Here is a 22,842-nt window from a genome sequence, read left to right as displayed (position 1 = left end):
CGCCTGCTGGAGCACAAGCTCAACAAGCCGCTCGAAGAGTGCATGCAGGTGGCCGCGGGATGCACGTTCCACAGCGGGCAGGCCCCGCCGAAGCGCGCAAATTGCAGCCGCGTAGCACTGTGCCGCTTGGTGATGTTGCCTGCCATGTCGACCCGGCAAAAGAAGAAGGGAATGCCGCGCAGCCCCGGCCTTTGCAGCGTCGACAGGCGATGGCAGGCCTGCTCGAAACTGACGCCAAAGGTCCGCGCAAGCCGGTCGATGTCATGCCGCATCGCCCGCGCCGCCTCGCGGAAGGGGGCATAGGGCATCAGCAGCGCACCCGCGGCATAATTGCCAAGGCCGATCGCCAGCAGCCGGTCGGCGCCAGGGACGGGAAGGGCGGCCTTGCTCACCACATCGGCTATCACCGCCTGCCCCTCCAGCATCATAAGCTGGTGCGCCAGCATGAATTTGCGGCTCTCGGTCGGCAGCGCTGCGTTGACGAACAGTTGTCGGTCAGCCGCGCGATAGGCGCGCAGAGCACTGTCGGGCGTCTCGGCGATCAGCGTCTCGATGCCGTGGCGACGGGCAAGGGCTTCGACCAGCATCCCCTCGTCCAGTACTTGCCCTTGTGTGAAGCTTTCGGCCATCTCCTCGGCCAGGCAGTCGAGCGCGTGAACATAATTGCCCGCCTCATGGAACCAGTCGCGCGCAGCCTCCCACGGCAGGCGCGCCTGCACCTCATGATCGTTGGCGATCGCCTCCTCGATCATGTTGATCCGCTCATTGGCGCGCATATGGGCATTGTAGAGATCGACATAGCGCGCCGCGAACTCTGGAAATTGCAGGTGCAGCTTTTCGATCCGTTCCGGCTCCATCGGCGTGCCGGGCAGTTCGGGATGGGCAAGGGCATAGGCAAAGGCGCCCAGCAATTGCTCCTCCTCACGGCTGTCGAAACTCGCCCAGTCGGTGGGGAAGGCGCTGGCGAGCGCCGCCTTGACCTTGGCGGTCAGGGGGCGATCGTCATTTTCCATCTGCGAGAGATAGGATACGGATATGCCCAGTGCCTGCGCCATCGTCGCCTGGTCCATCCGATGGTCCAGGCGAAGCTGCCGCAGGCGTGGACCTGCAAAGATACGGTTGCCGCGTGCCATAAATCCTACCCTAATTTGCAAAATCGCGATTTGCAAATTGGCAAATTCGCATTTGCGAAAATTGGCCAAGGCTGGGAAGGGGATGTGCAAGGCGGCCGCTGCCGCAAATCCGGAGAGATGCACGAATGTCGAAGCTCGCCATCATCGAACAGCTGGAAGCCAAGCGGGAAGCCGCGCGTCTGGGCGGCGGCCAGCGCCGCATCGACGGCCAGCATGCCAAGGGCAAGCTGACCGCGCGCGAACGGCTCGAAGTGCTGCTGGACGAGGACAGCTTCGAAGAGCTGGACATGTATGTCGAGCATAATTGCATCGACTTCGGCATGGACGAACAGCATATCCCCGGCGACGGCGTCGTCACCGGATCGGGCACGATCAACGGCCGCCTCGTCTTCGTCTTTTCGCAGGACTTCACCGTCTATGGCGGCGCGGTGTCGGAACGGCACGCGATGAAGATCTGCAAGATCATGGACATGGCGCTGAAGGTCGGCGCGCCGGTGATCGGCCTCAACGACAGCGGCGGCGCACGCATCCAGGAAGGCGTGGCCTCGCTCGCCGGCTACGCGGAGATTTTCCAGCGCAACGTGCTGGCGTCGGGCGTCGTCCCGCAAATCAGCGTCATCATGGGGCCGTGCGCGGGCGGCGCGGTCTATTCGCCCGCCATGACCGACTTCATCTTCATGGTGAAGGACAGCAGCTTCATGTTCGTCACCGGCCCGGACGTGGTCAAGACCGTCACCAACGAAGTCGTGACGCAGGAGGAACTGGGCGGTGCCATCACCCATACCACCAAGTCAGGCGTTGCCGACGTGGCGTTCGAAAATGATCTGGAAGCGCTGCTGGCGGTGCGCGATTTCGTCGACTTCCTGCCCGCGTCCAACAAGGAACCCGTGCCGGAGCGCCCGAGCGCGGACCCGTGGGACAGACAAGAGGAAAGCCTCGACACGCTGATCCCGGCCAACGCCAACCAGCCCTATGACATGCACGAACTTATCCGCAAGGTCGTGGACGAGGGCGATTTCTTCGAAGTGCAGCCGGCCCATGCGGGCAACATCCTCTGCGGCTTCGGCCGGATCGAGGGCAAGACGGTCGGCATCATCGCCAACCAGCCGATGGTGCTGGCCGGCGTACTCGATATCAACTCGTCCAAGAAAGCCGGGCGGTTCGTGCGCTTCTGCGACGCCTTCGAAATCCCGATCGTGACCTTCGTCGACGTACCGGGTTTCCTGCCGGGTACCGCGCAGGAACATAGCGGCATCATCAAGCATGGTGCCAAGCTGCTCTTCGCCTATGCCGAGGCGACCGTACCCAAGATCACCGTCATTACGCGCAAGGCCTATGGCGGTGCCTATGACGTCATGTCGTCCAAGCATCTGCGCGGCGACCTCAACTATGCCTGGCCGACCGCCGAGATCGCGGTGATGGGCGCCAAGGGGGCGGTCGAGATCATCTTCCGCGGCAAGACGCCCGAAGAAATCGCCGAAAAGACCAAGGAATATGAAGACCGCTTCGCCAACCCGTTCGTCGCGGCGAGCAAGGGCTTCATCGACGAGGTGATCCAGCCGCATTCGACCCGCAAGCGCATTGCCCTGGGCCTCCGCAAGCTGCGCAACAAGGCGCTGGAGAATCCCTGGAAGAAGCACGACAACATCCCGCTCTAAGCCGCGACTTTCAGGACCAGGAATTGATATGAGCAACGACATCTACATCGTCAGCGGCGCACGTACGGCCATCGGGACTTTCGGCGGCTCGCTGGCGTCCCTCCGCCCCGCTGAACTGGGCACCATCGTCATCCGCGAAGCGATCGCCCGCGCCGGCATTACGGCGGACAAGGTTCAGAATGTGGTGATCGGCACCGTCGTGCCGACCCAGCCCAAGGACGCCTATGTCAGCCGCGTGGCGGCCGTAAATGCAGGCGTGCCGATCGATGCGCCCGCGATGAACGTCAACCGCCTCTGCGGGTCTGGCCTTCAGGCGATCGTCTCGGCGGCGCAGGCGCTGGCGCTGGGCGAGCATGACATCGCCGTCGCCGGCGGTGCGGAGTCCATGTCCAATGCCCCGCACATGGTGCTGGCCGCACGCAACGGGCAGAAGATGGGCAATATCGAGATGGTCGACGCCATGCTCGGTGCGCTGCACGACCCGTTCGAGAATATCCATATGGGCGTGACCGCCGAAAATGTCGCGGAACGCTGCGGCATCAGCCGCGAGGATCAGGACCAAGCAGCCGTCGAAAGTCATCGACGCGCTTCCGCTGCGATCGCCGCCGGCTATTTCAAGGAACAGATCGTCCCGGTCGAGATCAAGACGCGCAAGGGCGTTACCCTCTTCGACACGGATGAACATGTCCGCGCCGACGCCTCGATCGAAGGCATGGCGGGCCTGCGTGCTGTATTCAAGAAGGACGGCACCGTCACGGCGGGCAATGCGTCGGGTATCAATGACGGCGCGGGCGCTGTGGTGCTGGCCAGCGGCAAGGCGGTGGCCGAACAGGGGCTGAAGCCGCTGGCGAAGATCCTGTCCTGGGGCCATGCCGGCGTCGAACCGTCCGTCATGGGCCTTGGTCCGGTCAAGGCAGTACCAGTGGCGCTGGCGCGCGCCGGCCTGACGCTGGACCAGATCGACGTGATCGAATCCAACGAGGCCTTCGCCGCACAGGCCTGCGGCGTCGCCAGGGAACTGGGCTTCGACCCGGCCAAGACCAATCCCAATGGGTCGGGCATTTCGCTCGGCCATCCGATCGGCGCGACCGGTGCAATCCTGACCATCAAGGCCGCCTATGAACTGAAGCGGACCGGCGGCAAATATGCTCTGGTGACGATGTGCATCGGCGGCGGACAAGGCATCGCCTTGGTGATCGAGGCGGTGGCATGAAACTCGGCCGCCTCAACCATATCGGCGTCGCCACGCCGTCGCTGGAGGCGAGCCTCGCCTATTATCGCGACGTGATGGGCGCGACGCTGACGCATGATCCGTTCGACCTGCCGGCGCAGGGGGTGAAGGTCTGCTTCGTCGACACGCCTGGCGAGAATGGCACTAGCGGCACGCAGATCGAACTGATCGAGCCTTTGGGTGAGAACAGCCCGATCCACGGCTTCATCGCGAAGAACCCGGCCGGCGGGCAGCATCATATGTGCTATGAAGTGCCCGACATCCACGAGGCCAAGGCCTGGTTCGAGGGGCTGGGCAAGAAGGTGCTCGGCGAACCGCGCATCGGCGCGCATGGCACGCTGATCTTCTTCGTCCATCCCAAGGACATGAACGGCGTGCTCACCGAGATCATGGAGACGCCCAAAGAGGCGCATTGAACCCACTGCCGTTCGTGTCGAGCGAAGTCGAGACACGGATAGCGCAACCATATCGTCTCTCGACTGCGCTCGAGACGAACGGAGAGTGTGAAGTGACCGACAAGCCGACGCTGGACCAGTGGGCCGCCGCTGCCGCCAAGGAAGTGAAGGGCAAGGATCTGAACTGGGACACCCCGGAAGGTATCTCGGTGAAGCCGCTCTACACCGCTGAGGACGTGACCGTCGATCCTGGCCTTCCCGGCTTTGCCCCCTTCACCCGCGGCGTGCGCGCGTCGATGTATGCGGGCCGTCCCTGGACCATTCGCCAATATGCGGGCTTCTCGACAGCCGAGGAATCCAACGCCTTCTACCGCCGCAACCTTGCTGCCGGTCAGAAGGGGCTGAGCGTCGCCTTCGACCTGGCCACCCATCGCGGCTATGACAGCGACCATCCCCGCGTCGTTGGCGACGTCGGCAAGGCCGGCGTGGCGATCGACACGATCGAGGACATGAAGATCCTGTTCGACGGCATTCCGCTCGACAAGATGTCGGTCAGCATGACCATGAATGGCGCGGTAATTCCGATCCTCGCCTTCTTCATCGTCGCGGGCGAGGAGCAGGGGGTCGAGCGCAAGCTGCTCGACGGTACCATCCAGAACGACATCCTCAAGGAGTTCATGGTCCGCAACACCTATATCTACCCGCCCGAACCCTCGATGCGGATCATCTCGGACATTTTCGGCTATACCAGTCGCGAGATGCCCAAGTTCAACAGCATCTCTATCTCTGGCTATCATATGCAGGAAGCCGGGGCGACGCAGGTGCAGGAACTGGCTTTCACCATCGCGGACGGCGCGGAATATGTGCGCTATGGCGTGGCATCGGGCCTCGATATCGACAAGTTCGCCGGGCGGCTGAGCTTCTTCTTCGCCATCGGCATGAATTTCTTCATGGAGATCGCGAAGCTCCGCGCCGCCCGCGTGCTGTGGCACCGCGTCATGACCAAGCTCGGCGCGCAGGACGAGCGCTCCAAGATGCTGCGCACCCATTGCCAGACGTCAGGCGTCTCGCTGACCGAGCAGGATCCCTATAACAACGTCATGCGCACCACGATCGAGGCGATGGCGGCGATGCTCGGCGGCACCCAGTCGCTCCACACCAATGCGCTGGACGAAGCGATCGCACTGCCGACCGACTTCTCGGCCCGCATCGCGCGCAACACGCAGATCGTCATCCAGGAAGAGACGGGCATGTGCAATGTCGTCGACCCGCTGGGCGGCAGCTATTATATCGAGGCGCTGACCCAGCAACTGGTCGATGCGGCGCAGGAAATCATCGACCGCGTCGAGACCGAAGGCGGCATGGCGAAGGCCGTGGGCGCAGGCTGGCCCAAGGCGATGATCGAAACCGCCGCCGCTGCCCGTCAGGCCCGCGTCGACCGGGGCGAGGACGTCATCGTCGGCGTCAACAAATATCGCCTCGCCAACGAGGATCTGCTCGAAACGCTGGAAGTCGACAACACCAAGGTTCGCGAAGCGCAGATCGCGCGCATCAACCGGGTGAAGGCGGAACGCGACGAAGACGCGTGCCAGGCCGCGCTGCAATCGCTGCGCGAGGCCGCCGCCGCGCCGCAGTCGATCGAGACCAATCTTCTCGCCCACGCCGTTGAGTGCGCCCGTGCGCGCGCGACGCTGGGCGAAATCTCCGCCGCCATGGAGGACAGTTTCAACCGCTATGGCACACAGCCGACGCCTGTAAAGGGCGTCTACGCCGCCCCCTATGAAGGGGACAGTCGCTGGCAACAGGTTCTCGACGGAGTGCAGGCCGTCGAACGGCGCCTCGGTCGTAAGCCCAAACTTCTTGTAGCCAAGATGGGGCAGGATGGACACGACCGGGGCGCCAACATCATTGCATCCGCCTTCGGCGACATGGGTTTCGATGTCGTGTCCGGCCCGCTGTTCCAGACGCCGGAAGAAACGGTGGTGCTGGCGCTCGATACCGGGGTCGACGTCGTCGGCGCGTCCAGCCTTGCGGCGGGCCACAAGACGCTGATCCCCGAGCTCATCAACCGCCTGCGCGAAAAGGGGCGCAGCGACATCAAGGTGATCGCCGGCGGCGTCATCCCGCCGCAGGATTATGACTATCTTCGTGACGCAGGGGTCCAGGGGATTTATGGGCCGGGTTCCAATGTCGTGGAGTGCGCCGCCGACGTGCTGCGCCTTCTCGGCCACAACATGCCCCCGGCGGGGCTGGAGGAAGCCGCTTGACGTCCGTTTCTATCTTTTCAGTTTGCGCTCGATTGTTTATTGATTTCGTCCGACAATCGGAGGATGCCCATGCTTAAGGCCCGCAACGACTGGACGCGCGAGGAAATCGCCGCGCTGTTCGACCTGCCCTTCAACGACCTGATGTTCGATGCGCAGTCGATCCACCGCGCGAACTTCCCGCGCAACGAGGTGCAGCTGTCCACCCTGCTGTCGATCAAGACGGGCGGCTGCCCGGAGGATTGCGGCTATTGCAACCAGTCGGCGTCGGCGGAAAGCGGTCTCAAGGCCGAAAAGCTGATGAGCGTGCAGGCGGTGATGCAGGCGGCGGCGCAGGCGAAGGACGCCGGCAGCTCGCGCTTCTGCATGGGCGCGGCCTGGCGCAATCCCAAGGACCGCGACATGCCCGCCATCGTGGAGATGGTGAAGGGCGTGCGCCAGATGGGCATGGAAACCTGCATGACGCTGGGGATGCTCAGCGAAAGCCAGGCGGATATGCTCGCGGAGGCAGGCCTCGATTATTACAATCATAATATCGACACGTCGCCGGAACATTATGAGAAGGTCATCACCACCCGCACCTTCGACGATCGTCTGGTGACGCTGGAAAATGTCCGCAATTCAGGCATCAATGTCTGCTCCGGCGGCATCGTCGGCATGGGTGAGGCGCGGGAGGACCGCGTCGGCTTCCTCCACGCGCTGGCCGTCCTGCCGGTCCATCCGCAGAGCGTACCGATCAACGCGCTGGTCCCGGTCAAGGGTACCGTACTGGGCAACATGCTGGCCGACACGCCCCTCGCCAAGATCGACGAGATCGAGTTCGTGCGCACCGTCGCGGTCGCGCGGATCGTGATGCCGGAGAGCATGGTGCGCCTGTCTGCGGGTCGCGAGAGCATGTCGGATAGCTGTCAGGCGCTCTGCTTCATGGCCGGCGCGAACAGCATCTTCACTGGCGACAAACTGCTGACCACCGCCAACGCCGGCGACAATGCTGACGCGGCGCTGTTTGCCAAGCTCGGCGTCGTGCCGATGCAGGCCGAAGTGAAGGTCGAACTGGAGGCGGCTGAATAGGATTGATCCGCTTATTGGGGTGCTTGGCGATAGCCATCGCAATTCTGTCAGCGATCGTTGGATCATGGTCGATACGGGCATGTTCATGCACGGCGACTAGCAACAACCGTTCGCTTCGAGCGAGGTCGAGAAGCGGTTCTCGACACGCTCGAACCGAACGGAGTTTAGAACAAGGACTGGGACAGGAATTATAATGGCAATCACCAAGATCCTGATCGCGAACCGTGGCGAAATTGCGTGCCGTGTCATGCGCACGGCCAGGAAGATGGGCATCAAGACCGTTGCGGTCTATTCCGATGCCGACGCCCGCGCGCCGCATGTGCTGATGGCCGATGAAGCCGTGCATATCGGCCCGCCGCCCGCCGCCCAATCCTATCTGCTGGCCGACAAGATCATCGAAGCGTGCAAGGCCACCGGCGCCGACGCGGTGCATCCGGGCTATGGCTTCCTGTCCGAGCGCGAAAGCTTCCGCAAGGCGCTGGACGCCGAGGGCATCATCTTCGTCGGCCCGCCCGCCAACGCCATCGCGGCGATGGGCGACAAGATCGAGTCCAAGAAGCTCGCCATGGAAGCGGGCGTCAATGTCGTCCCCGGCTTCGTCGGCGTGATCGAGGACACCGAACATGCCGTCCGCATCTCCAACGAGATCGGCTATCCGGTGATGATGAAGGCCTCGGCCGGCGGCGGGGGCAAGGGCATGCGCCTAGCCTATAGCGAGCAGGACGTCCGCGAAGGTTTCGAGGCGACCAAGCGCGAAGGCCTCAACAGCTTTGGCGACGATCGCGTCTTCATCGAGAAGTTCATCGAAAGCCCGCGGCATATCGAGATCCAGATCCTGGGCGACCAGCACGGCAATATCGTCTACCTCAACGAGCGCGAATGTTCGATCCAGCGCCGCCACCAGAAGGTTGTCGAGGAAGCGCCGTCGCCCTTCGTCAGCCCGGAAATGCGCAAGAAGATGGGTGAACAGTGCGTCGCGCTCGCCCGCGCGGTCGGCTATTTCAGTGCCGGCACGGTCGAACTGATCGTCAGCGGCGAGGACAAGACCGGCGACGGTTTCTACTTCCTCGAAATGAACACCCGGCTTCAGGTGGAACATCCCGTCACCGAAGAAATCACCGGCGTCGACCTGGTCGAGCAGATGATCCGCGTCGCCAATGGCGAGGAACTGAGCTTCAATCAGGCCGATGTGAAGATCAACGGCTGGTCGATCGAGAACCGCGTCTATGCCGAAGATCCCTATCGCGGCTTCCTGCCGTCCACCGGCCGCCTGATCCGCTACAATCCGCCCGAAACCGGGACGGACGAAAGCGGCGCGCTGATCCGCGTGGATGATGGCGTGCAGGAAGGCGGCGAGGTGTCGATCTTTTACGACCCGATGATCGCCAAGCTCATCACCTGGGCGCCCACCCGCCTCGAAGCGATCGACAAGCAGATCGAGGCGCTCGACAAGTTCGAGATCGAGGGGCCGGGCCACAATATCGATTTCGTCTCCGCGCTGATGCAGCATGAGCGGTTCCGTTCGGGCAACATCACCACCGGCTTTATCGCCGAAGAATATCCCGAGGGCTTCACCGGCGCGCCGGCGTCGCCGCAACTGCTCCAGCGGCTGTCGGCGGTTGGCGCCTTCGCCGCCATGGCGCAGGCCGACCGCGCCCGCCGGATCGAAGGGCAACTCGGCAAGCGCCTCGCACCACCGACCGGCTGGCAGGTGAAGATTGGCGACGCCGTCCATGATGTGGTGATCGACGGTGACGAAGTGACGGTCGACGGCGAAGAAATCGACATGGCACTGGAATATACGCCCGGCGACCGCCTGATCGAGGCGGAGTTCGGCGAGGAGCAACTCGCCGTACGGATCGCGCCGGCGCGTGCCGGTTTCGTGCTGACGGCGCATGGAGCCAGCCACAAGCTGCGCATTCTGCCCGCCCATGCCGCGCCCTATGCCGCGCATATGATCGAAAAGATCCCGCCCGATCTGTCGAAGTTCCTCATCTGCCCGATGCCCGGCCTTCTGGTCGCACTGAACGTCAAGGAAGGCGACAAGGTCGAGATCGGCCAGCCGCTCGCCGTGATCGAGGCGATGAAGATGGAAAATATCCTCCGCGCCGGGAAGGCCGGCACGGTCAAGAGCGTATCGGCTGCGCAGGGCGAGAGCCTGCCGGTGGACGCGGTGATTTTGGAACTGGAGTAAGGATCCAATCTTCAACTTCCGTTCGCCTGAGCCTGTCGAAGGGCTGTTCTTTTCCTGAAGAGAAGGGCAGGCTTCGACAAGCTCAGCCCGAACGGAGGTTTGGATTGCACCTGACGCACGACCCCAGCGCTCCCGCCGCCGACCCGATCACCTTCGACGATTTCCTGAAGGTCGACATCCGGGTCGGAACGATCGTCTCGGCCGAACCCTATCCGCAAGCCCGCAAGCCCGCCTACAAGCTGCTGATCGATTTCGGTCCGACGATCGGCCAAAAGAAATCCAGCGCCCAGATCACCGAAAACCACGGGATCGAAGACCTTCCCGGACGCCAGGTCGCCGCCGTGGTCAACTTCCCGCCGCGCCAGATCGGCAAATTCATGTCCGAAGTCCTGACGCTGGGCTTCGCCGACGAAGGCGGCGCCGTGACCTTGTTCGCACCGGACAAGCTCGTACCCAACGGATCGCGGTTGTTTTGAAATCGGATCGATAGCAGTGCGTCTGCTGACGACCAGGAATTGCCGTCCGTTTGTTTCGCGGCTTCGCCTGAAATCCGCCGCTTCCCGCAGCCGTCATCCCGGACTTGATCCGGGATCCATTTAGAGCTTCCTCTCGACTTCGGACGTAGCGCTGAATGGATCCTGACTTTCGTCAGGATGGCGGCTGTAGGTGAATGGCAACAACGACCAAATTCTGTCGCTTACATTAAGTTACGGTGGTCCCGAAAGCTGCCGGGGCGCCGCAAAATAGCCCGCTTAAGAAGCTAAGATTCGTGATGACCCATTGCGATCGGTGCCATCCATATAGATATTGGTTCGATGATAGATCGGCCCCACATTCACCCGTCCTTTCCACAGCCGGATGACCATTTACAGGTGGTCTGGCGCTATATGGACTCGGATAAATTTGAGTGGCTGCTGGAGCATGGACGACTGTTCATGCCTACCGCTGACAATCTGGGCGACCCCCGCGAAGGCTCGACACCTCCGGGGGGAATCGAGTGGTGGAAGCAGGAATACGAAAACGCTGCAACTGAAGAGCATCGAGCGACCGTCGCTCACAACAGACAATTTTTTGCATACTTCGCAAAGAATTTTCGTCCTCATTATTACATTTCGTGCTGGCACATGAACAAACACGAAAATTATTCGATGTGGCGATGCTACACGAATACTAAGCGCGCCGTAGCGATCAGGACGACATATTCTAGTCTACGCAAGGCGTTACCAGCTGCAGCCCTCATGGGGAAAATCCGATATATTGACTACTCAACAGATCGGCTACCATGGGGCAACATTTTCGAATACATCATGCATAAGGACATCACCTTCCGGTATGAAGCGGAAATGCGGGCGGTAATGACGTTACCTCCGAATGACGAACTTGGGCTTCAGGAGTTTTTGGAAGATCATTTCGCGCTGACGGCGAATCCGAATTTCCGTGTTTATGCTCCCAAAGTCGATGTGACCACGCTGATCGATGGGATTGTTTTGCACCCTGAAGCATCAAAAACCTATGCTGCAAGGGTACGTAAGCTGTGCGCCGCGCACGGGCTGGCCACGCCCACAACTTCACGAGAGACGACTGAACCAGTATATTGATCATGCTGGGAACGGACGGCTGCTTCCATATTCGTAGAGAGAATCAATGAAAGCTGTCCTACACGCCTTCTGCACGTCATAGTCGAGCAGTGGCGGTTTACAGGTGCGGGGTGGGGCGGCGATGGTCTTTCTGGATAGGGGTATAGATATGCCAGGCTATTGGGAAAAACATTATCCCGGCGATGGTGTGAACTTTACCGCCACGCCCAATTCGATGGCGATTCCCGGCCCCGCGTCCGTCCTCTCCATGATGCCCTGCAACGGTGTGAACTTCGGCACGATGACCGTTCGGCATCGCCCTGCGACACTGTGAACTTCGGCAAAAACGGGGATCTTCGCGGCATCCAGTGACAGTGTGAACTTCGGGGGTGGAATGACGCAATCGGTCGGCAGCGACTATGTGATGGACGCACGGCGCGACCGGCTGGTCATTGCCGCGTCTGCACTGGGTACCGTCTTCGAATGGTATGATTTCTACATCTATGGCGTGCTCGCGCCGATCATCGGGCGTACCTTCTTCCCGACCGACAATCCGACCGTCGAACTCCTCTATACGCTCGCCGGTTTCGCCATAGGTTTCGCCTTCCGGCCGATCGGCGCGATGCTGTTCGGCTATCTGGGGGATCGGCTGGGGCGCAAATATACGTTCCTGGCCACCATCATCCTGATGGGCGCAGCGACGGCGGGCGTCGGCCTGACGCCATCGGCCGCCAGTATCGGCATAGCCGCACCCATCATCCTGATCCTGCTGCGGATCGCGCAGGGACTGGCGCTTGGCGGTGAATATGGTGGCGCGGCCATCTATGTCGCCGAACACGCACCGACGGGAAAGCGCGGCTTCTATACCAGCTTCATTCAGGCCGGCGTGATTGGCGGCTTCATTCTGTCGCTGATCGTCGTCGTCGGCACGCAATGGATCGTGGGCAAGGCCGTGTGGGACGATTGGGGCTGGCGCATACCCTTCATCCTGTCGCTGCTGCTGCTTGGCATATCGCTCTGGATGCGGTTGATGCTGCATGAAAGTCCCGTCTTCACCGCGATGAAGGCCGCGGGTGCGCAGGCGAAGAACCCGCTCAAGGAATCCTTCACCGCGCCGGGCAACAAGCGGCGGATGTTCGTCGCGATGATCGGGATCGCTGCGGGCTTCACCGTCATCGCCTATACCGTGATGTTTCAGGCGCTCTACTTCCTCCAGAACGGCCTGCATGTCGCACCGGGCATGGCGCAATTGCTGGTAGGCGGCAGCGCCTTCGCCGGGGTCGCCAGCTTCATCTTCTTCGGCTGGCTGTCCGACCGGGTCGGGCGCAAGAAGCCCATCGTCATCGGCTATGCGCTGGTGCTGCTGCTGGCGCTGCCGCTCTACCAATATATGGGGGCGACGGCGAACCCGGCGCTTCAGCAGGCGGCCAGCCGCGCACCGGTGGTGGTGGGTGGCCCCGACTGCCGCTTCGATCCCTTCGCCAAGGTCCAGCCGACCATCTGTGGCAAACTGCTCGATCACTTCTCCAAGCGTGGGATCCCTTATGACAGCCGGGTGTCGGCCACGTCCGGCGTGACCATCGGCGACCGGCCGGTGGATGACCTCAGTCCCGCGGGACTGGATGCTGCGTTGAAAGCAGGCGGATATGACTTCGGCGCGGTGACGCCGGACTGGCCGCGCGCCATGAAGTTGTTCGCCGCCTTGCTGCTGCTCTGGACCTTGTCGGGGGCAACTTATGGGCCGGTGGCGGCGCTGCTGTCGGAATATTTTCCGGCGCGTATCCGTTATTCGTCGCTCTCCATCCCCTATCATATCGGCACGGGCTATTTCGGCGGCTTCCTGCCTCTGGTCAGCCAATATATCGTCGCGCGAACGGGCGATCCCTATGCCGGGCTATGGTATACGCTGGCGGTCGTGGCACTTGCGCTTGTCACTTGCCTCATCGCCTTGCCCGAAACGAAGGATCGCCCCCTCGACGCCTGAAGCTGGGGAGGCTATCGGCACCGTCATGCACGGCTATATCGCTCCGCTACGCCTGCGCCTGGATGGCGCTGCGCTCGTTTCCAACTGGCGCTGGCTGTCGGCCATGAGCGGCCATGCGGCGTGCGGCGCGGCGATCAAGGCCAATGGCTACGGCTTGGGCGCGGTCGAGGTGATGAAGCGGCTCATCAACGCAGGCTGCCGCGACTTCTTCGTCTCCAACTGGGGCGAGGCGGCCGCCGTCGAGCATCTACTGGAAGACGGGATCAGCCTGTCGGTGCTGCATGGCGTGCGGCAGGAGGACATGGCGCAGGCACTAGGCTCCCGCGCCCGGCCCGTCCTGTGTACGCCCGAACAAGTGGCGCGCTGGCGGGCGGCGGGCGGCGGCATATGCGACGTCATGGTCGATACCGGCATGAACCGGCTGGGCCTCGACTGGCGCGGCGACCTGGCGGCTGTGGTCGAGGGGCTGGAAATGGCGACCCTGCTCAGCCATCTCGCCTCGGCCGATGAGGACACGGTGCTCAACGCAACACAACTGGACCGCTTCCGGCAGGTCCGTAGCCGGGTGTCGGCGCCATGCTTCAGCCTCGCCAATAGCGCGGGCATCTGCCTGGGAACGGATTTCGGGTTCGACCTGACCCGACCCGGACTGGCGCTTTATGGCGGCATCCCTTCATCCATCGCTGCGCAGCATATAAGGCCTGTTGTCCAGCCTCAAGCGCAAGTGCTGCAACGCCGACGCGTGCTGGCGGGAGACACGATCGGCTACAACGCGACCCACCTTGCGGAAAAAAATCTGGAGATAGCAGTGCTCAATCTGGGCTATGCCGATGGCTATCTCCGCGGCTTTTCCGGGCGTGGCGCCGCCTGCCGCGATGGCGCGCGCCTGCCCGTGCTGGGGCGGGTTTCGATGGATCTGGTGGCGGTCGATGTCAGCGCTCATCCGGATGTCGGCGAGGGCGAATGGCTCGACATCGCCTATGATCTTGGCGATGCCTCCACTGCGTCAGGTCTGTCGCAATATGAGCTGATCACCGGCCTTGGCGCACGGTACGACCGGCTCTGGACCTGATACGGAAAAGGCCGCCGATCCCTCTGGAACGGCGGCCTTTCTGTCAGTCGGCAGGTCTCAGCGCTCGATGCACATGGCGACGCCCATACCGCCACCGATGCAAAGCGTGGCGAGGCCTTTCTTCGCGTCGCGCTTGCCCATTTCGTAGAGCAAAGTGGTCAGCACACGCGCGCCCGATGCACCGATCGGATGGCCAATAGCGATCGCGCCGCCATTGACGTTGACCTTATCCGGATCGAAGCCCAATTCCTTGCCGACAGCCAGCGCCTGCGCGGCAAAGGCTTCATTGGCTTCGATCAGGTCAAGGTCGCCGACCGACCAGCCGGCCTTCGCCAGTGCCTTGCGGCTCGACGGAGCAGGCCCAATGCCCATGATCGACGGATCGACACCGCTGGTGGCGAAGCCGGCGATCCGGCCGAGAATGGTCGCACCGCGCTTGGCGGCCTCGTCTGCGGTCATCAGCACGAGCGCGGCCGCGCCATCATTCAGGCCGCTCGCATTGCCGGCGGTGACGCTGCCATCCTTCTTGAAGGCCGGCTTCAGCCCCTGCATCGCCTCGACCGTCGCACCGTCGCGAATATATTCGTCGGCATCGACGATGGTGTCGCCCTTGCGACCTTTGACCGTCACTGCGGCGATTTCATCCTTGAAACGCCCCGAAGCGCGGGCAGCCGACGCCTTATTCTGGCTACCGACAGCGAACGCGTCCTGTTCTTCACGGGTAATCTGGTATTTTTCCGCGAGATTTTCGGCGGTTATGCCCATATGATAGGCATTGAAAGCATCGGTGAGGCCATCGACGATCATGGTGTCGACCAGGCTGACATTGCCCATCTTCTGCCCACCACGCAGGAACTGCGCATGGGGTGCGAGGGACATGTTCTCCTGACCGCCGGCGACCATGATACTCGCATCGCCATTGGCAATAGCCTGCGCCGCAAGCGCCACGGCGCGCAGACCCGAACCGCACACCTGGTTGATGGCGAACGCGGTGCGGTCGACAGGGATACCTGCGGCCACAGCGGCTTGCCGTGCAGGGTTCTGACCCAGCCCTGCGGTCAATACATGGCCGAGAATAACCTCATCCACCTCATCTGCGGCAACACCAGCCTGTTCAAGCGCGGCGATGATCGCGGTCTGGCCCAGCACATGCGCTGGAGTCGAAGCATAGGCACCCAGAAAGCTGCCGACAGGCGTGCGCTTGGCGGCGGTAATGACGATGTCTGACAAAGCCTTGATCCTCATTGGTGATGGATGTTTTTATCGCAGTTGCACATAGCATCAACCGCCATGACTGGAAAGCCAAACGGATAGTGGTTCCCATAGCATCTCTCTCGCTCTGCCGCCCACCACCATACCAACATGACCAAGCGACAGGCTCCACTTTTCGCGCAGGCGAGGGCCAGCAGCGGCGGGGACAATACGATCACCGATCGAAACGATCGAAAGGCTTGGGCATTCGAGGTCGGACGGACTGATCGTACGACCGTTTATCCTCCATTGGTCGTTGCCGCTCGCATTTGCGGCATAGAATTGTTCGAAAAGATCCCGTCCCGCCGCGAATGTCAGCGGGGCGCCGCCATTGGCCCAATCTTCGACTGCAAGAAAGGCGCGCTCTTCATCCGATTCCACGGCTAAATCAGCAAAGTCCGCATATTTCCTAATGGTCCGCGCCGGATCCATCGCCCAAAAACCTGATTGCAGCACCTCCATCGGCACATAGCCGATACTTTCGCACATGGACTTGGCACTCTCCCACAGCCCGCCGATCAGGTCGAGGTCCGCCTTGGCAAAGCAGTCGAACTTCCATGGTGCCGCTATAGTCGACACCGCTGGGAAGGACTGCAATGCCGCAGCAGCGAGCGCAAGGCTGCCGCCCAGACAATAGCCTACCAATATGGGCGGGCGAGACAGGGTAGAGAGCATCGGCAGTAGCCGCTCTGTTACATGGCCATCAAGTCCAAGCGTTGCGTCCTGCACCGTTGGCGTACCCCAGTCGACCAGATAGGCCTCATGTCCTGCTGCGCCCATGTGGCGCAGCAAGGAGCGGCTCTCCGAAAGGTCCAGCACTTGCGGAGGATTGATCAGCGACGGAATGAAAACCACCGGAAAACGATAATTTACCGCGCCATATCTAAGCAGGCGGGCAGTTCCAGCGGTCGCAACGCATTTCGCTGATGAAGCCGAAGGAGACCGGCGCGCTTCCTGATATTTGCGTAATCCTGCGAAAGCACGACGTCGCAGTTCCGGATCACACTCCGTTTCGCGCCATAAAATGTTGAGAAAAAGGGGCAAAGGGCGCGGCCCATGTTGCGGTGCGGCATCACCTTGTGCTAATGCGGTAAGTGCAGGTGTGGGAGAGGAATCCATGACCAAATCCAAGACCGTCAATGAAGCAGAACCGGTCGTCATCAAGAAGTACGCCAACAGGCGACTCTATAATACCGAAACTTCCAGTTACATCACGCTCGATCTGCTGTCGCAGATGACTCGTGAAGGTCGCGAGTTTGTCGTCGTCGACGCGAAGACGGGCGAGGATATCACGCACAATGTGCTGACCCAGATCATCATGGAGGAGGAACAGCGCGGCAAGAACATGCTGCCCGTCAACTTCCTGCGCCAGCTCATCGCCATGTATGGCGATTCGATGCAGTCGATGGTCCCGCAATATCTCGAAGCGTCGATGGATGCCTTCCGCAAGAACCAGCAGCAGTTCCAGGAAGCGATGAAGGGCGCGTTCGGCGGCGGCCCTCTGGCCGAGATCGCCAAGCGCAACATGCAGATGTTCGAAGCCGCCGCCAGCGCCTTCGGAACTGGCGTGCCCGGAATGCCTGGCGCGACCCCGACGCCGCCCGCTTCGGAAGGCAGCAAGGATGAAGAGATCAATGATCTCAAGGCTCAGCTAGCCGCGCTCAATGCGAAGATCGACAAACTGAGCTGAACATGGCGAAGGCTGATCGGCTGGAGCGTCTGGATAGCCGCCGCGAGGAACTTGAGGGCGAGTATCGCGGCGCCCTCATTGCGGCACTGCGCGTGACCGCAGGCGGCCGTTGGGGGCTGTTCGGCCATCAGAAGGATAAGGCCGCGATCGCCCGCACTGCGCCGACAATCGCGGCGCTGACCGAACTGGCGGACGAGATCGACGCGATGCGCGATACGCTCGGCCTTGAGCCGTTCCGGCTGCATCGGGATTTCATGGCGGCGCGTGGTCCTGCGGCTGCAGACGCGGTGGGTGAACCGAAACAGGCGCTTGCGTGGCTGGACCGAATGAGCGCGGCCGCCTGACCACTGCTCAAGGGGTCGACAGGCATGGCGCGTCTGGCCTATGGCCCGCCATTCTTCTTTTACGACTAGCCAAGGTCCGATACCCGTGAAGCACGCCCTTAATGTTACCCGCGAACAGGATTTCGCCGCCTGGTATCAGGCCGTCATCACCGAAGCCGACATGGCGGAGGAGAGCGGCGTGCGCGGCTGCATGGTCATTCGCCCCTGGGGCTATGGCATCTGGGAACGTATCCAGACGTTGCTCGACGCCCGTATCAAGCAGACGGGTCATGAAAATTGCTATTTTCCGCTCTTCATTCCGCTCAGTTATTTCGAGAAGGAAGCCGAGCATGTCGATGGCTTCGCCAAGGAAATGGCGGTCGTCACTCATCACCGCCTGATCCAGAAAGACGGCAAGATGGTGCCCGATCCCGAGGCCAAGCTGGAAGAACCGCTCGTCGTACGCCCGACCTCCGAAACGGTGATCGGTGCCGCGTTCAGCCGCTGGGTGCAGAGCTGGCGCGATTTGCCCGTGCTGATCAACCAGTGGGCCAATGTCGTCCGCTGGGAAATGCGCACCCGCATGTTCCTGCGCACCAGCGAGTTTCTCTGGCAGGAAGGCCATACTGCCCACTCGACCGTCGACGAGGCGATGGAAGAGACGATGAAGATGCTGGAAGTCTATCGGAGCTTCGCCGAGGAATGCGTCGGCCTGCCGGTGGTCGCGGGTGAGAAGCCGGAGAATGAGCGCTTTCCTGGCGCTGTCGCGACATATTCGATCGAGGCGATGATGCAGGATGGTAAGGCGCTGCAGGCCGGCACCTCGCACTTCCTGGGCACGACCTTCAGCCAGGCGCAGAATATCAAGTTCCAGAATGCCGAAGGGCAGCAGGAACTCGCGCAAACAACCAGCTGGGGCATGTCGACCCGTATGATTGGCGGCCTGATCATGGTCCATGGTGACGATGACGGCCTGCGCGTACCGCCGCGCGTCGCGCCCTATCAGGTCGTGGTCGTGCCGATGCTGCGCGATACGGAAGACGATGCCGCTATCGTCGATTATTGCACCGACCTGGTGAACCAGCTGAACGGCCTCGATGCCTTCCGCGAGCCGGTCCGCGCGCTGCTCGACAAGCGCCCGGCCAAGGCCGCAACCAAGCGTTGGAGCTGGGTCAAGAAGGGCGCGCCGATCGTGATCGAGGTTGGCGGCCGCGACGTTGCTGGCGGCAATATCTCGGTCATTCGCCGCGACCGCCTCTATCGTGAAGATGGCAAGCTCGACAGCCAGATCGTCGGAAAGGGCGATTTCGTCGCGGGTGCGGTCGCGATGCTGGAGGACATTCAGTCCTCGCTCTTCGCCGATGCGAAGGCGCGGTTGGACGGCAATATCGACAAATCGATCGCCGACCTCGAGGCGCTGAAGGCCTATTTCAATGCGAGCAAGAATCCGGGTTGGGCGCTGGTCCAGTGGGCCAAGCCGACCGGCGCAGGACTGGAGAAGGTCGTGCAGTGGCTGAAGGGCGAAAAGCTGACGCTGCGCAACGTGCCAACCGATGCTGACGCGGCGGACGGTACCTGCATCTTCACCGGCGGGCGGGCCGTGGAACGCGTGCTGGTCGGACGCTCTTACTAAGATCCGTTCGTTTCGAGCGAAGTCGAGAAACCTGTCTCGACCTCGCTCGAAAGAGTCAGTTACAGCACATATTTGCTGAGGTCGGTGTCGTGGGCCACCGCCGACAACTGCTTGTCGACATAGGCCTTGTCGATCACCAGTGTTTCGCCGCGACGGTCTTCCGCCTCGAAGCTCACATCCTCCAGCAGCTTTTCCATCACCGTCTGGAGGCGGCGAGCGCCGATATTCTCGATCTCGCTGTTCACTTCGGCAGCGATCTTCGCGACGGCCCGGATGCCTTCGGGCGTCAGGTCGATCGTCACTTCCTCGGTCGCCAGCAGCGCGCGATATTGTGCAACAAGGCTGGCCTTGGTGTCGGACAGGATCGCGACGAAATCCTCCTCTGTCAGCGCCTTCAGCTCGACCCGGATCGGCAGGCGGCCCTGGAGCTCCGGCAGCAGGTCGCTGGGCTTGGCGACATGAAACGCACCTGACGCGATAAAGAGGATATGGTCCGTCTTGAGCGGGCCATATTTGGTCGAAACGGTCGTCCCTTCGATCAGCGGCAGCAAGTCTCGCTGCACGCCTTCACGGCTGACCGAACCGCCGCGCACGTCGCTGACTGCGATCTTGTCGATCTCGTCGAGGAACACGATACCATTCTGCTCGGCGCTGGTGATGGCAACGCGGGCGACGTCGTCCTGATCGAGCCGCTTGTCCTGCTCTTCTTCAACCAGCTTGTCCCAGGCGTCGGCGACGCGCATCTTGCGGCGCTTCTTCTGCTGCTGGCCGAAAGCCTTGGACATCATGTCGCTCAAGTTGATCATGCCGACCTGACCGCCCATGCCGGGGATTTCCATCGGCATGGAAGGACTGTCGGCGACCTCCACCTCGACCTCGACTTCGTTCATCTGGTCGTCTTCGATCTTCTGGCGGAAGGAGAGGCGGGTCGCCTCGCTCGCTTCCTTGCCGGTCAGTGCATCGAGCAGGCGGGCCATGGCCGCTTCCGACGCGGCTTCGCGCACGGCTTCGCGGCGGCGATCTTTCTCAAGGCGCACCGCTTCCTCGACCAGGTCGCGGACGATCTGCTCGACGTCGCGGCCGACATAGCCGACCTCGGTGAACTTGGTCGCTTCGACCTTGACGAAGGGCGCGTCGGCCAGCTTGGCAAGACGGCGGCTGATCTCGGTCTTGCCGCAGCCCGTCGGGCCAATCATCAGGATATTCTTGGGCGTCACCTCGTCACGCAGGTCGGCGGACAGGCGCTGGCGGCGCCAGCGATTGCGCAGCGCAACGGCGACCGCGCGCTTGGCATCCTGCTGGCCGATGATGTGCGCGTCGAGCGCGGCGACGATGGCTTTGGGGGTCAGATTGTCGTTCATGATCTTTTCTTGAATTCTCAGGAAGCGCTGTCGAGCGTTTCGATGGTGAGCTGGTCGTTGGTGTAGACGCAGATATCTGCTGCGACGCCCATCGCCTTGCGGGCAAGGGTTTCGGCATCATTTTCATATTCCACCAGCGCGCGAGCGGCCGCTAGGGCGTAATTGCCGCCGGAACCGATCGCCGCAACGCCGCCCAGCGGCTCCAGCACGTCGCCATTGCCGGTCAGGATCAACGTAACATCCTTGTCGGCGACAATCATCATCGCCTCCAGGTTGCGTAGATATTTGTCGGTGCGCCAGTCCTTGGCAAGTTCCACGGCGGCGCGCATCAACTGGCCGTTATGACGCTCCAGCTTGGATTCGAGGCGCTCGAACAGAGTAAAAGCGTCGGCAGTAGCGCCTGCAAAACCGCCGATTACCGAACCGTCGTGCAGGCGGCGGACCTTGCGGGCATTGGGCTTCATCACCGTCTGGCCCATGGAAACCTGACCGTCGCCAGCAACGACGACCTTCCCATTCTTGCGGACGGACATGATGGTGGTGCCATGCCAGACCGGCATGGGCGAACTGCGTTGGTCATTCATGGCGCGGCATATGGGACGCGTCATGGCGCGGTGCAAGTCGGGCTTTCGCGTGAGCCAGAACGTGTCATTTCCGGGGCAATATTCTTACAGATTTGTCAGGAACAAATTTCGGTCAATTGACATTGTGCATTGCACAACGAATGATCGCGGACTGGAAGGAGTTATCATGTCCCTCAAGGCCAGAGCACAAGAAAAGGTCGAACGCGCGGGTATTTCCAATTACTCGTTCGATCAGGATGTGCTGGTCATGTGCGGCGTGCGCTACACCATCGAGACTTGCGATTGCGGCGAACCGGATTGCGATGGTGTCCGGCTGAGCAAGAATGCGACTGCGATCGGCAGCATCCTTCAATAGCCAAGGGAGAGGGGCAGTAAAGCCCCCCAAATCTGCCTCTTAATGCATTGCATCCTTCCCGGCGCGCCCCACCGATTCGATATCCCGGCCGACACCCTGCACCGTGTTGCAGGCGGCGAGGGCGGTAAGCAGCAGGCTTCCGATCACCAGAGCGATGGTTTGACGCATTTAGGCTATACTCCTGGACATTTGACGCGCTTTATAGGCGTCGAGGGGCGCATCAGGAAAGCATTTTGCATCAAATCGAAGGACATGTGTTGACAGGCTGCTCAGCCGATGCGAAAGGCCGCCTCCTCCTTAAAGGGGGCGCGTAGCTCAGCGGTAGAGCACACCCTTCACACGGGTGGGGTCACAGGTTCAATCCCTGTCGCGCCCACCATGGCCTTCCGGTCATGGCAGGACATATTATTTCCCGGCATTGATCTTTTCCGTCACCACGCGCTAAGCCTGCGCCATGAAGCGGTGCGTTCGCGCGCCGACCGGAAAAGGATGAGCATGTCCCCCTATCTGAAAAGCAGCGCAGCCATCGGCGCGCTGTTGCTGATTTCCACAGTTTCCGCGCACGCCCAGGAACAGCTGACACTGGAACGCGTCTTTGCGAGTCCCGATCTGGCCGGACCGCAACCCCGCGCGTTGAAGCTGTCGCCTGACGGTTCGTTGGTGACGCTGCTTAAGCCCCGCGCCGACGAGAAGGAGCGGCTCGACCTCTGGGCGATCGACAGCAAGACGGGCGAGGAGCGAATGCTGGTCGATTCGAAAAAGACCGGCAGCGGCGCGGAACTCAGCGAAGCGGAAAAGATGCAGCGTGAACGCGATCGTAGCGTCGCAGGCAGCACAGGCATCACCAGCTATGACTGGTCCCCGGACGGCAAGTCCATCCTGGTGCCCGTCGATGGCGATCTCTATCTCGCCGCACTTGATGGCAAGGTCACGCGCGTGACCGACACACCCGACGGCGAACTGAACGGCGTCGTCAGCCCCAAGGGCGGGTTCGTTTCCTTCGTGCGCGGCGGCAATCTCTTTGCGCAGCCGATCGGCGGTCAGGAACGGCAGTTGACGCAGGGCG

General features: G+C 61.8%; 22 protein-coding genes and 1 tRNA gene. 17 read left to right on the top strand and 6 right to left on the bottom strand.

The window, feature by feature from the left end:
- The coding region (locus VMR39_RS18365) for a helix-turn-helix domain-containing protein (RefSeq protein WP_325417741.1) at positions 1 to 1,133 on the bottom strand (1,133 nt) is incomplete at its 3' end.
- A gap of 125 nt (positions 1,134 to 1,258) precedes the next feature.
- Between VMR39_RS18365 and VMR39_RS18360 the strand changes: the two genes are divergently transcribed.
- From VMR39_RS18360 to alr, 11 genes are all read left to right on the top strand, one after another.
- On the top strand, positions 1,259 to 2,791 hold the full coding sequence (locus tag VMR39_RS18360; RefSeq protein ID WP_325417739.1) for an acyl-CoA carboxylase subunit beta: 1,533 nt from the start codon (positions 1,259 to 1,261) through the stop codon (positions 2,789 to 2,791).
- Between the two features lie 28 nt (positions 2,792 to 2,819).
- Positions 2,820 to 4,004, top strand: a complete 1,185-nt coding sequence (locus VMR39_RS18355) for an acetyl-CoA C-acyltransferase family protein (RefSeq protein ID WP_325417737.1) — start codon at positions 2,820 to 2,822, stop codon at positions 4,002 to 4,004.
- Entirely contained in the window at positions 4,001 to 4,438 is a 438-nt protein-coding gene (gene mce / locus VMR39_RS18350) for a methylmalonyl-CoA epimerase (protein WP_325417735.1), read from the top strand. The genes VMR39_RS18355 and mce overlap by 4 nt, the downstream gene beginning before the upstream one ends.
- 92 nt (positions 4,439 to 4,530) lie before the next feature.
- Positions 4,531 to 6,684: a methylmalonyl-CoA mutase gene (gene scpA / locus VMR39_RS18345; protein ID WP_325417732.1), complete on the top strand. Its 2,154-nt coding sequence runs from the start codon at positions 4,531 to 4,533 to the stop codon at positions 6,682 to 6,684.
- Positions 6,685 to 6,747: 63 nt separating this feature from the next.
- On the top strand, positions 6,748 to 7,752 hold the full coding sequence (gene bioB / locus VMR39_RS18340; protein ID WP_325417730.1) for a biotin synthase BioB: 1,005 nt from the start codon (positions 6,748 to 6,750) through the stop codon (positions 7,750 to 7,752).
- Between the two features lie 193 nt (positions 7,753 to 7,945).
- Positions 7,946 to 9,946: an acetyl/propionyl/methylcrotonyl-CoA carboxylase subunit alpha gene (locus VMR39_RS18335; protein ID WP_325417729.1), complete on the top strand. Its 2,001-nt coding sequence runs from the start codon at positions 7,946 to 7,948 to the stop codon at positions 9,944 to 9,946.
- Between the two features lie 104 nt (positions 9,947 to 10,050).
- On the top strand, positions 10,051 to 10,422 hold the full coding sequence (locus VMR39_RS18330) for a tRNA-binding protein (RefSeq protein ID WP_325417728.1): 372 nt from the start codon (positions 10,051 to 10,053) through the stop codon (positions 10,420 to 10,422).
- 339 nt (positions 10,423 to 10,761) lie between these two features.
- Complete coding sequence (locus VMR39_RS18325) at positions 10,762 to 11,544, top strand: hypothetical protein (protein ID WP_325417726.1); 783 nt, start codon at positions 10,762 to 10,764, stop codon at positions 11,542 to 11,544.
- 148 nt (positions 11,545 to 11,692) lie between these two features.
- On the top strand, positions 11,693 to 11,857 hold the full coding sequence (locus tag VMR39_RS18320; protein WP_325417725.1) for a hypothetical protein: 165 nt from the start codon (positions 11,693 to 11,695) through the stop codon (positions 11,855 to 11,857).
- A 60-nt stretch (positions 11,858 to 11,917) separates the two neighbouring features.
- A complete protein-coding gene (locus tag VMR39_RS18315; protein ID WP_325417723.1) occupies positions 11,918 to 13,507 on the top strand; it encodes an MFS transporter in 1,590 nt (529 codons plus the stop codon).
- Between the two features lie 25 nt (positions 13,508 to 13,532).
- Positions 13,533 to 14,579 carry an alanine racemase gene (gene alr / locus VMR39_RS18310; protein ID WP_325417721.1) on the top strand — a complete coding sequence of 349 codons (1,047 nt, stop codon included), beginning with the start codon at positions 13,533 to 13,535 and terminating at the stop codon, positions 14,577 to 14,579.
- A gap of 57 nt (positions 14,580 to 14,636) precedes the next feature.
- On the opposite strand, the gene VMR39_RS18305 is transcribed toward alr, so the two are convergent.
- Positions 14,637 to 15,809 carry an acetyl-CoA C-acetyltransferase gene (locus tag VMR39_RS18305; RefSeq protein WP_325417720.1) on the bottom strand — a complete coding sequence of 391 codons (1,173 nt, stop codon included), beginning with the start codon at positions 15,807 to 15,809 and terminating at the stop codon, positions 14,637 to 14,639.
- A gap of 51 nt (positions 15,810 to 15,860) precedes the next feature.
- Positions 15,861 to 16,949, bottom strand: coding sequence for an alpha/beta fold hydrolase (locus VMR39_RS18300; protein ID WP_325417718.1), 1,089 nt, complete (start codon positions 16,947 to 16,949; stop codon positions 15,861 to 15,863).
- Here VMR39_RS18300 and phaR point away from each other — a divergent pair.
- From phaR to proS, 3 genes are all read left to right on the top strand, one after another.
- Positions 16,948 to 17,520, top strand: a complete 573-nt coding sequence (gene phaR / locus VMR39_RS18295) for a polyhydroxyalkanoate synthesis repressor PhaR (protein WP_325417716.1) — start codon at positions 16,948 to 16,950, stop codon at positions 17,518 to 17,520. The genes VMR39_RS18300 and phaR overlap by 2 nt on opposite strands.
- A gap of 2 nt (positions 17,521 to 17,522) precedes the next feature.
- Positions 17,523 to 17,864, top strand: a complete 342-nt coding sequence (locus VMR39_RS18290; protein ID WP_325417714.1) for a hypothetical protein — start codon at positions 17,523 to 17,525, stop codon at positions 17,862 to 17,864.
- A gap of 85 nt (positions 17,865 to 17,949) precedes the next feature.
- On the top strand, positions 17,950 to 19,476 hold the full coding sequence (proS, locus tag VMR39_RS18285) for a proline--tRNA ligase (protein WP_325417712.1): 1,527 nt from the start codon (positions 17,950 to 17,952) through the stop codon (positions 19,474 to 19,476).
- Between the two features lie 59 nt (positions 19,477 to 19,535).
- On the opposite strand, the gene hslU is transcribed toward proS, so the two are convergent.
- Together hslU and hslV are read right to left on the bottom strand one after the other, a co-directional pair.
- Positions 19,536 to 20,837, bottom strand: coding sequence for an ATP-dependent protease ATPase subunit HslU (hslU, locus tag VMR39_RS18280; RefSeq protein WP_325417710.1), 1,302 nt, complete (start codon positions 20,835 to 20,837; stop codon positions 19,536 to 19,538).
- Positions 20,838 to 20,854: 17 nt separating this feature from the next.
- A complete protein-coding gene (hslV, locus tag VMR39_RS18275) occupies positions 20,855 to 21,421 on the bottom strand; it encodes an ATP-dependent protease subunit HslV (protein ID WP_325417708.1) in 567 nt (188 codons plus the stop codon).
- A gap of 166 nt (positions 21,422 to 21,587) precedes the next feature.
- Here hslV and VMR39_RS18270 point away from each other — a divergent pair, with 166 nt between their 5' ends.
- Positions 21,588 to 21,776 (top strand): hypothetical protein, encoded by a 189-nt coding sequence (locus VMR39_RS18270; RefSeq protein WP_325417706.1) that lies wholly within the window; start codon positions 21,588 to 21,590, stop codon positions 21,774 to 21,776.
- A gap of 39 nt (positions 21,777 to 21,815) precedes the next feature.
- Here VMR39_RS18270 and VMR39_RS18265 read toward each other — a convergent pair whose 3' ends face one another.
- Complete coding sequence (locus VMR39_RS18265) at positions 21,816 to 21,944, bottom strand: entericidin A/B family lipoprotein (protein WP_179043543.1); 129 nt, start codon at positions 21,942 to 21,944, stop codon at positions 21,816 to 21,818.
- A gap of 136 nt (positions 21,945 to 22,080) precedes the next feature.
- Here VMR39_RS18265 and VMR39_RS18260 point away from each other — a divergent pair.
- Positions 22,081 to 22,155 (top strand) — tRNA-Val (locus tag VMR39_RS18260).
- A gap of 116 nt (positions 22,156 to 22,271) precedes the next feature.
- Positions 22,272 to 22,842: TolB family protein (locus VMR39_RS18255; RefSeq protein ID WP_422663730.1), on the top strand; the 571-nt coding region annotated here is incomplete at its 3' end.

This window comes from Sphingobium sp., from assembly GCF_035511395.1.
Lineage (GTDB): Bacteria > Pseudomonadota > Alphaproteobacteria > Sphingomonadales > Sphingomonadaceae > Sphingobium.
This window is presented reverse-complemented; position numbering and strand designations above follow the sequence as displayed.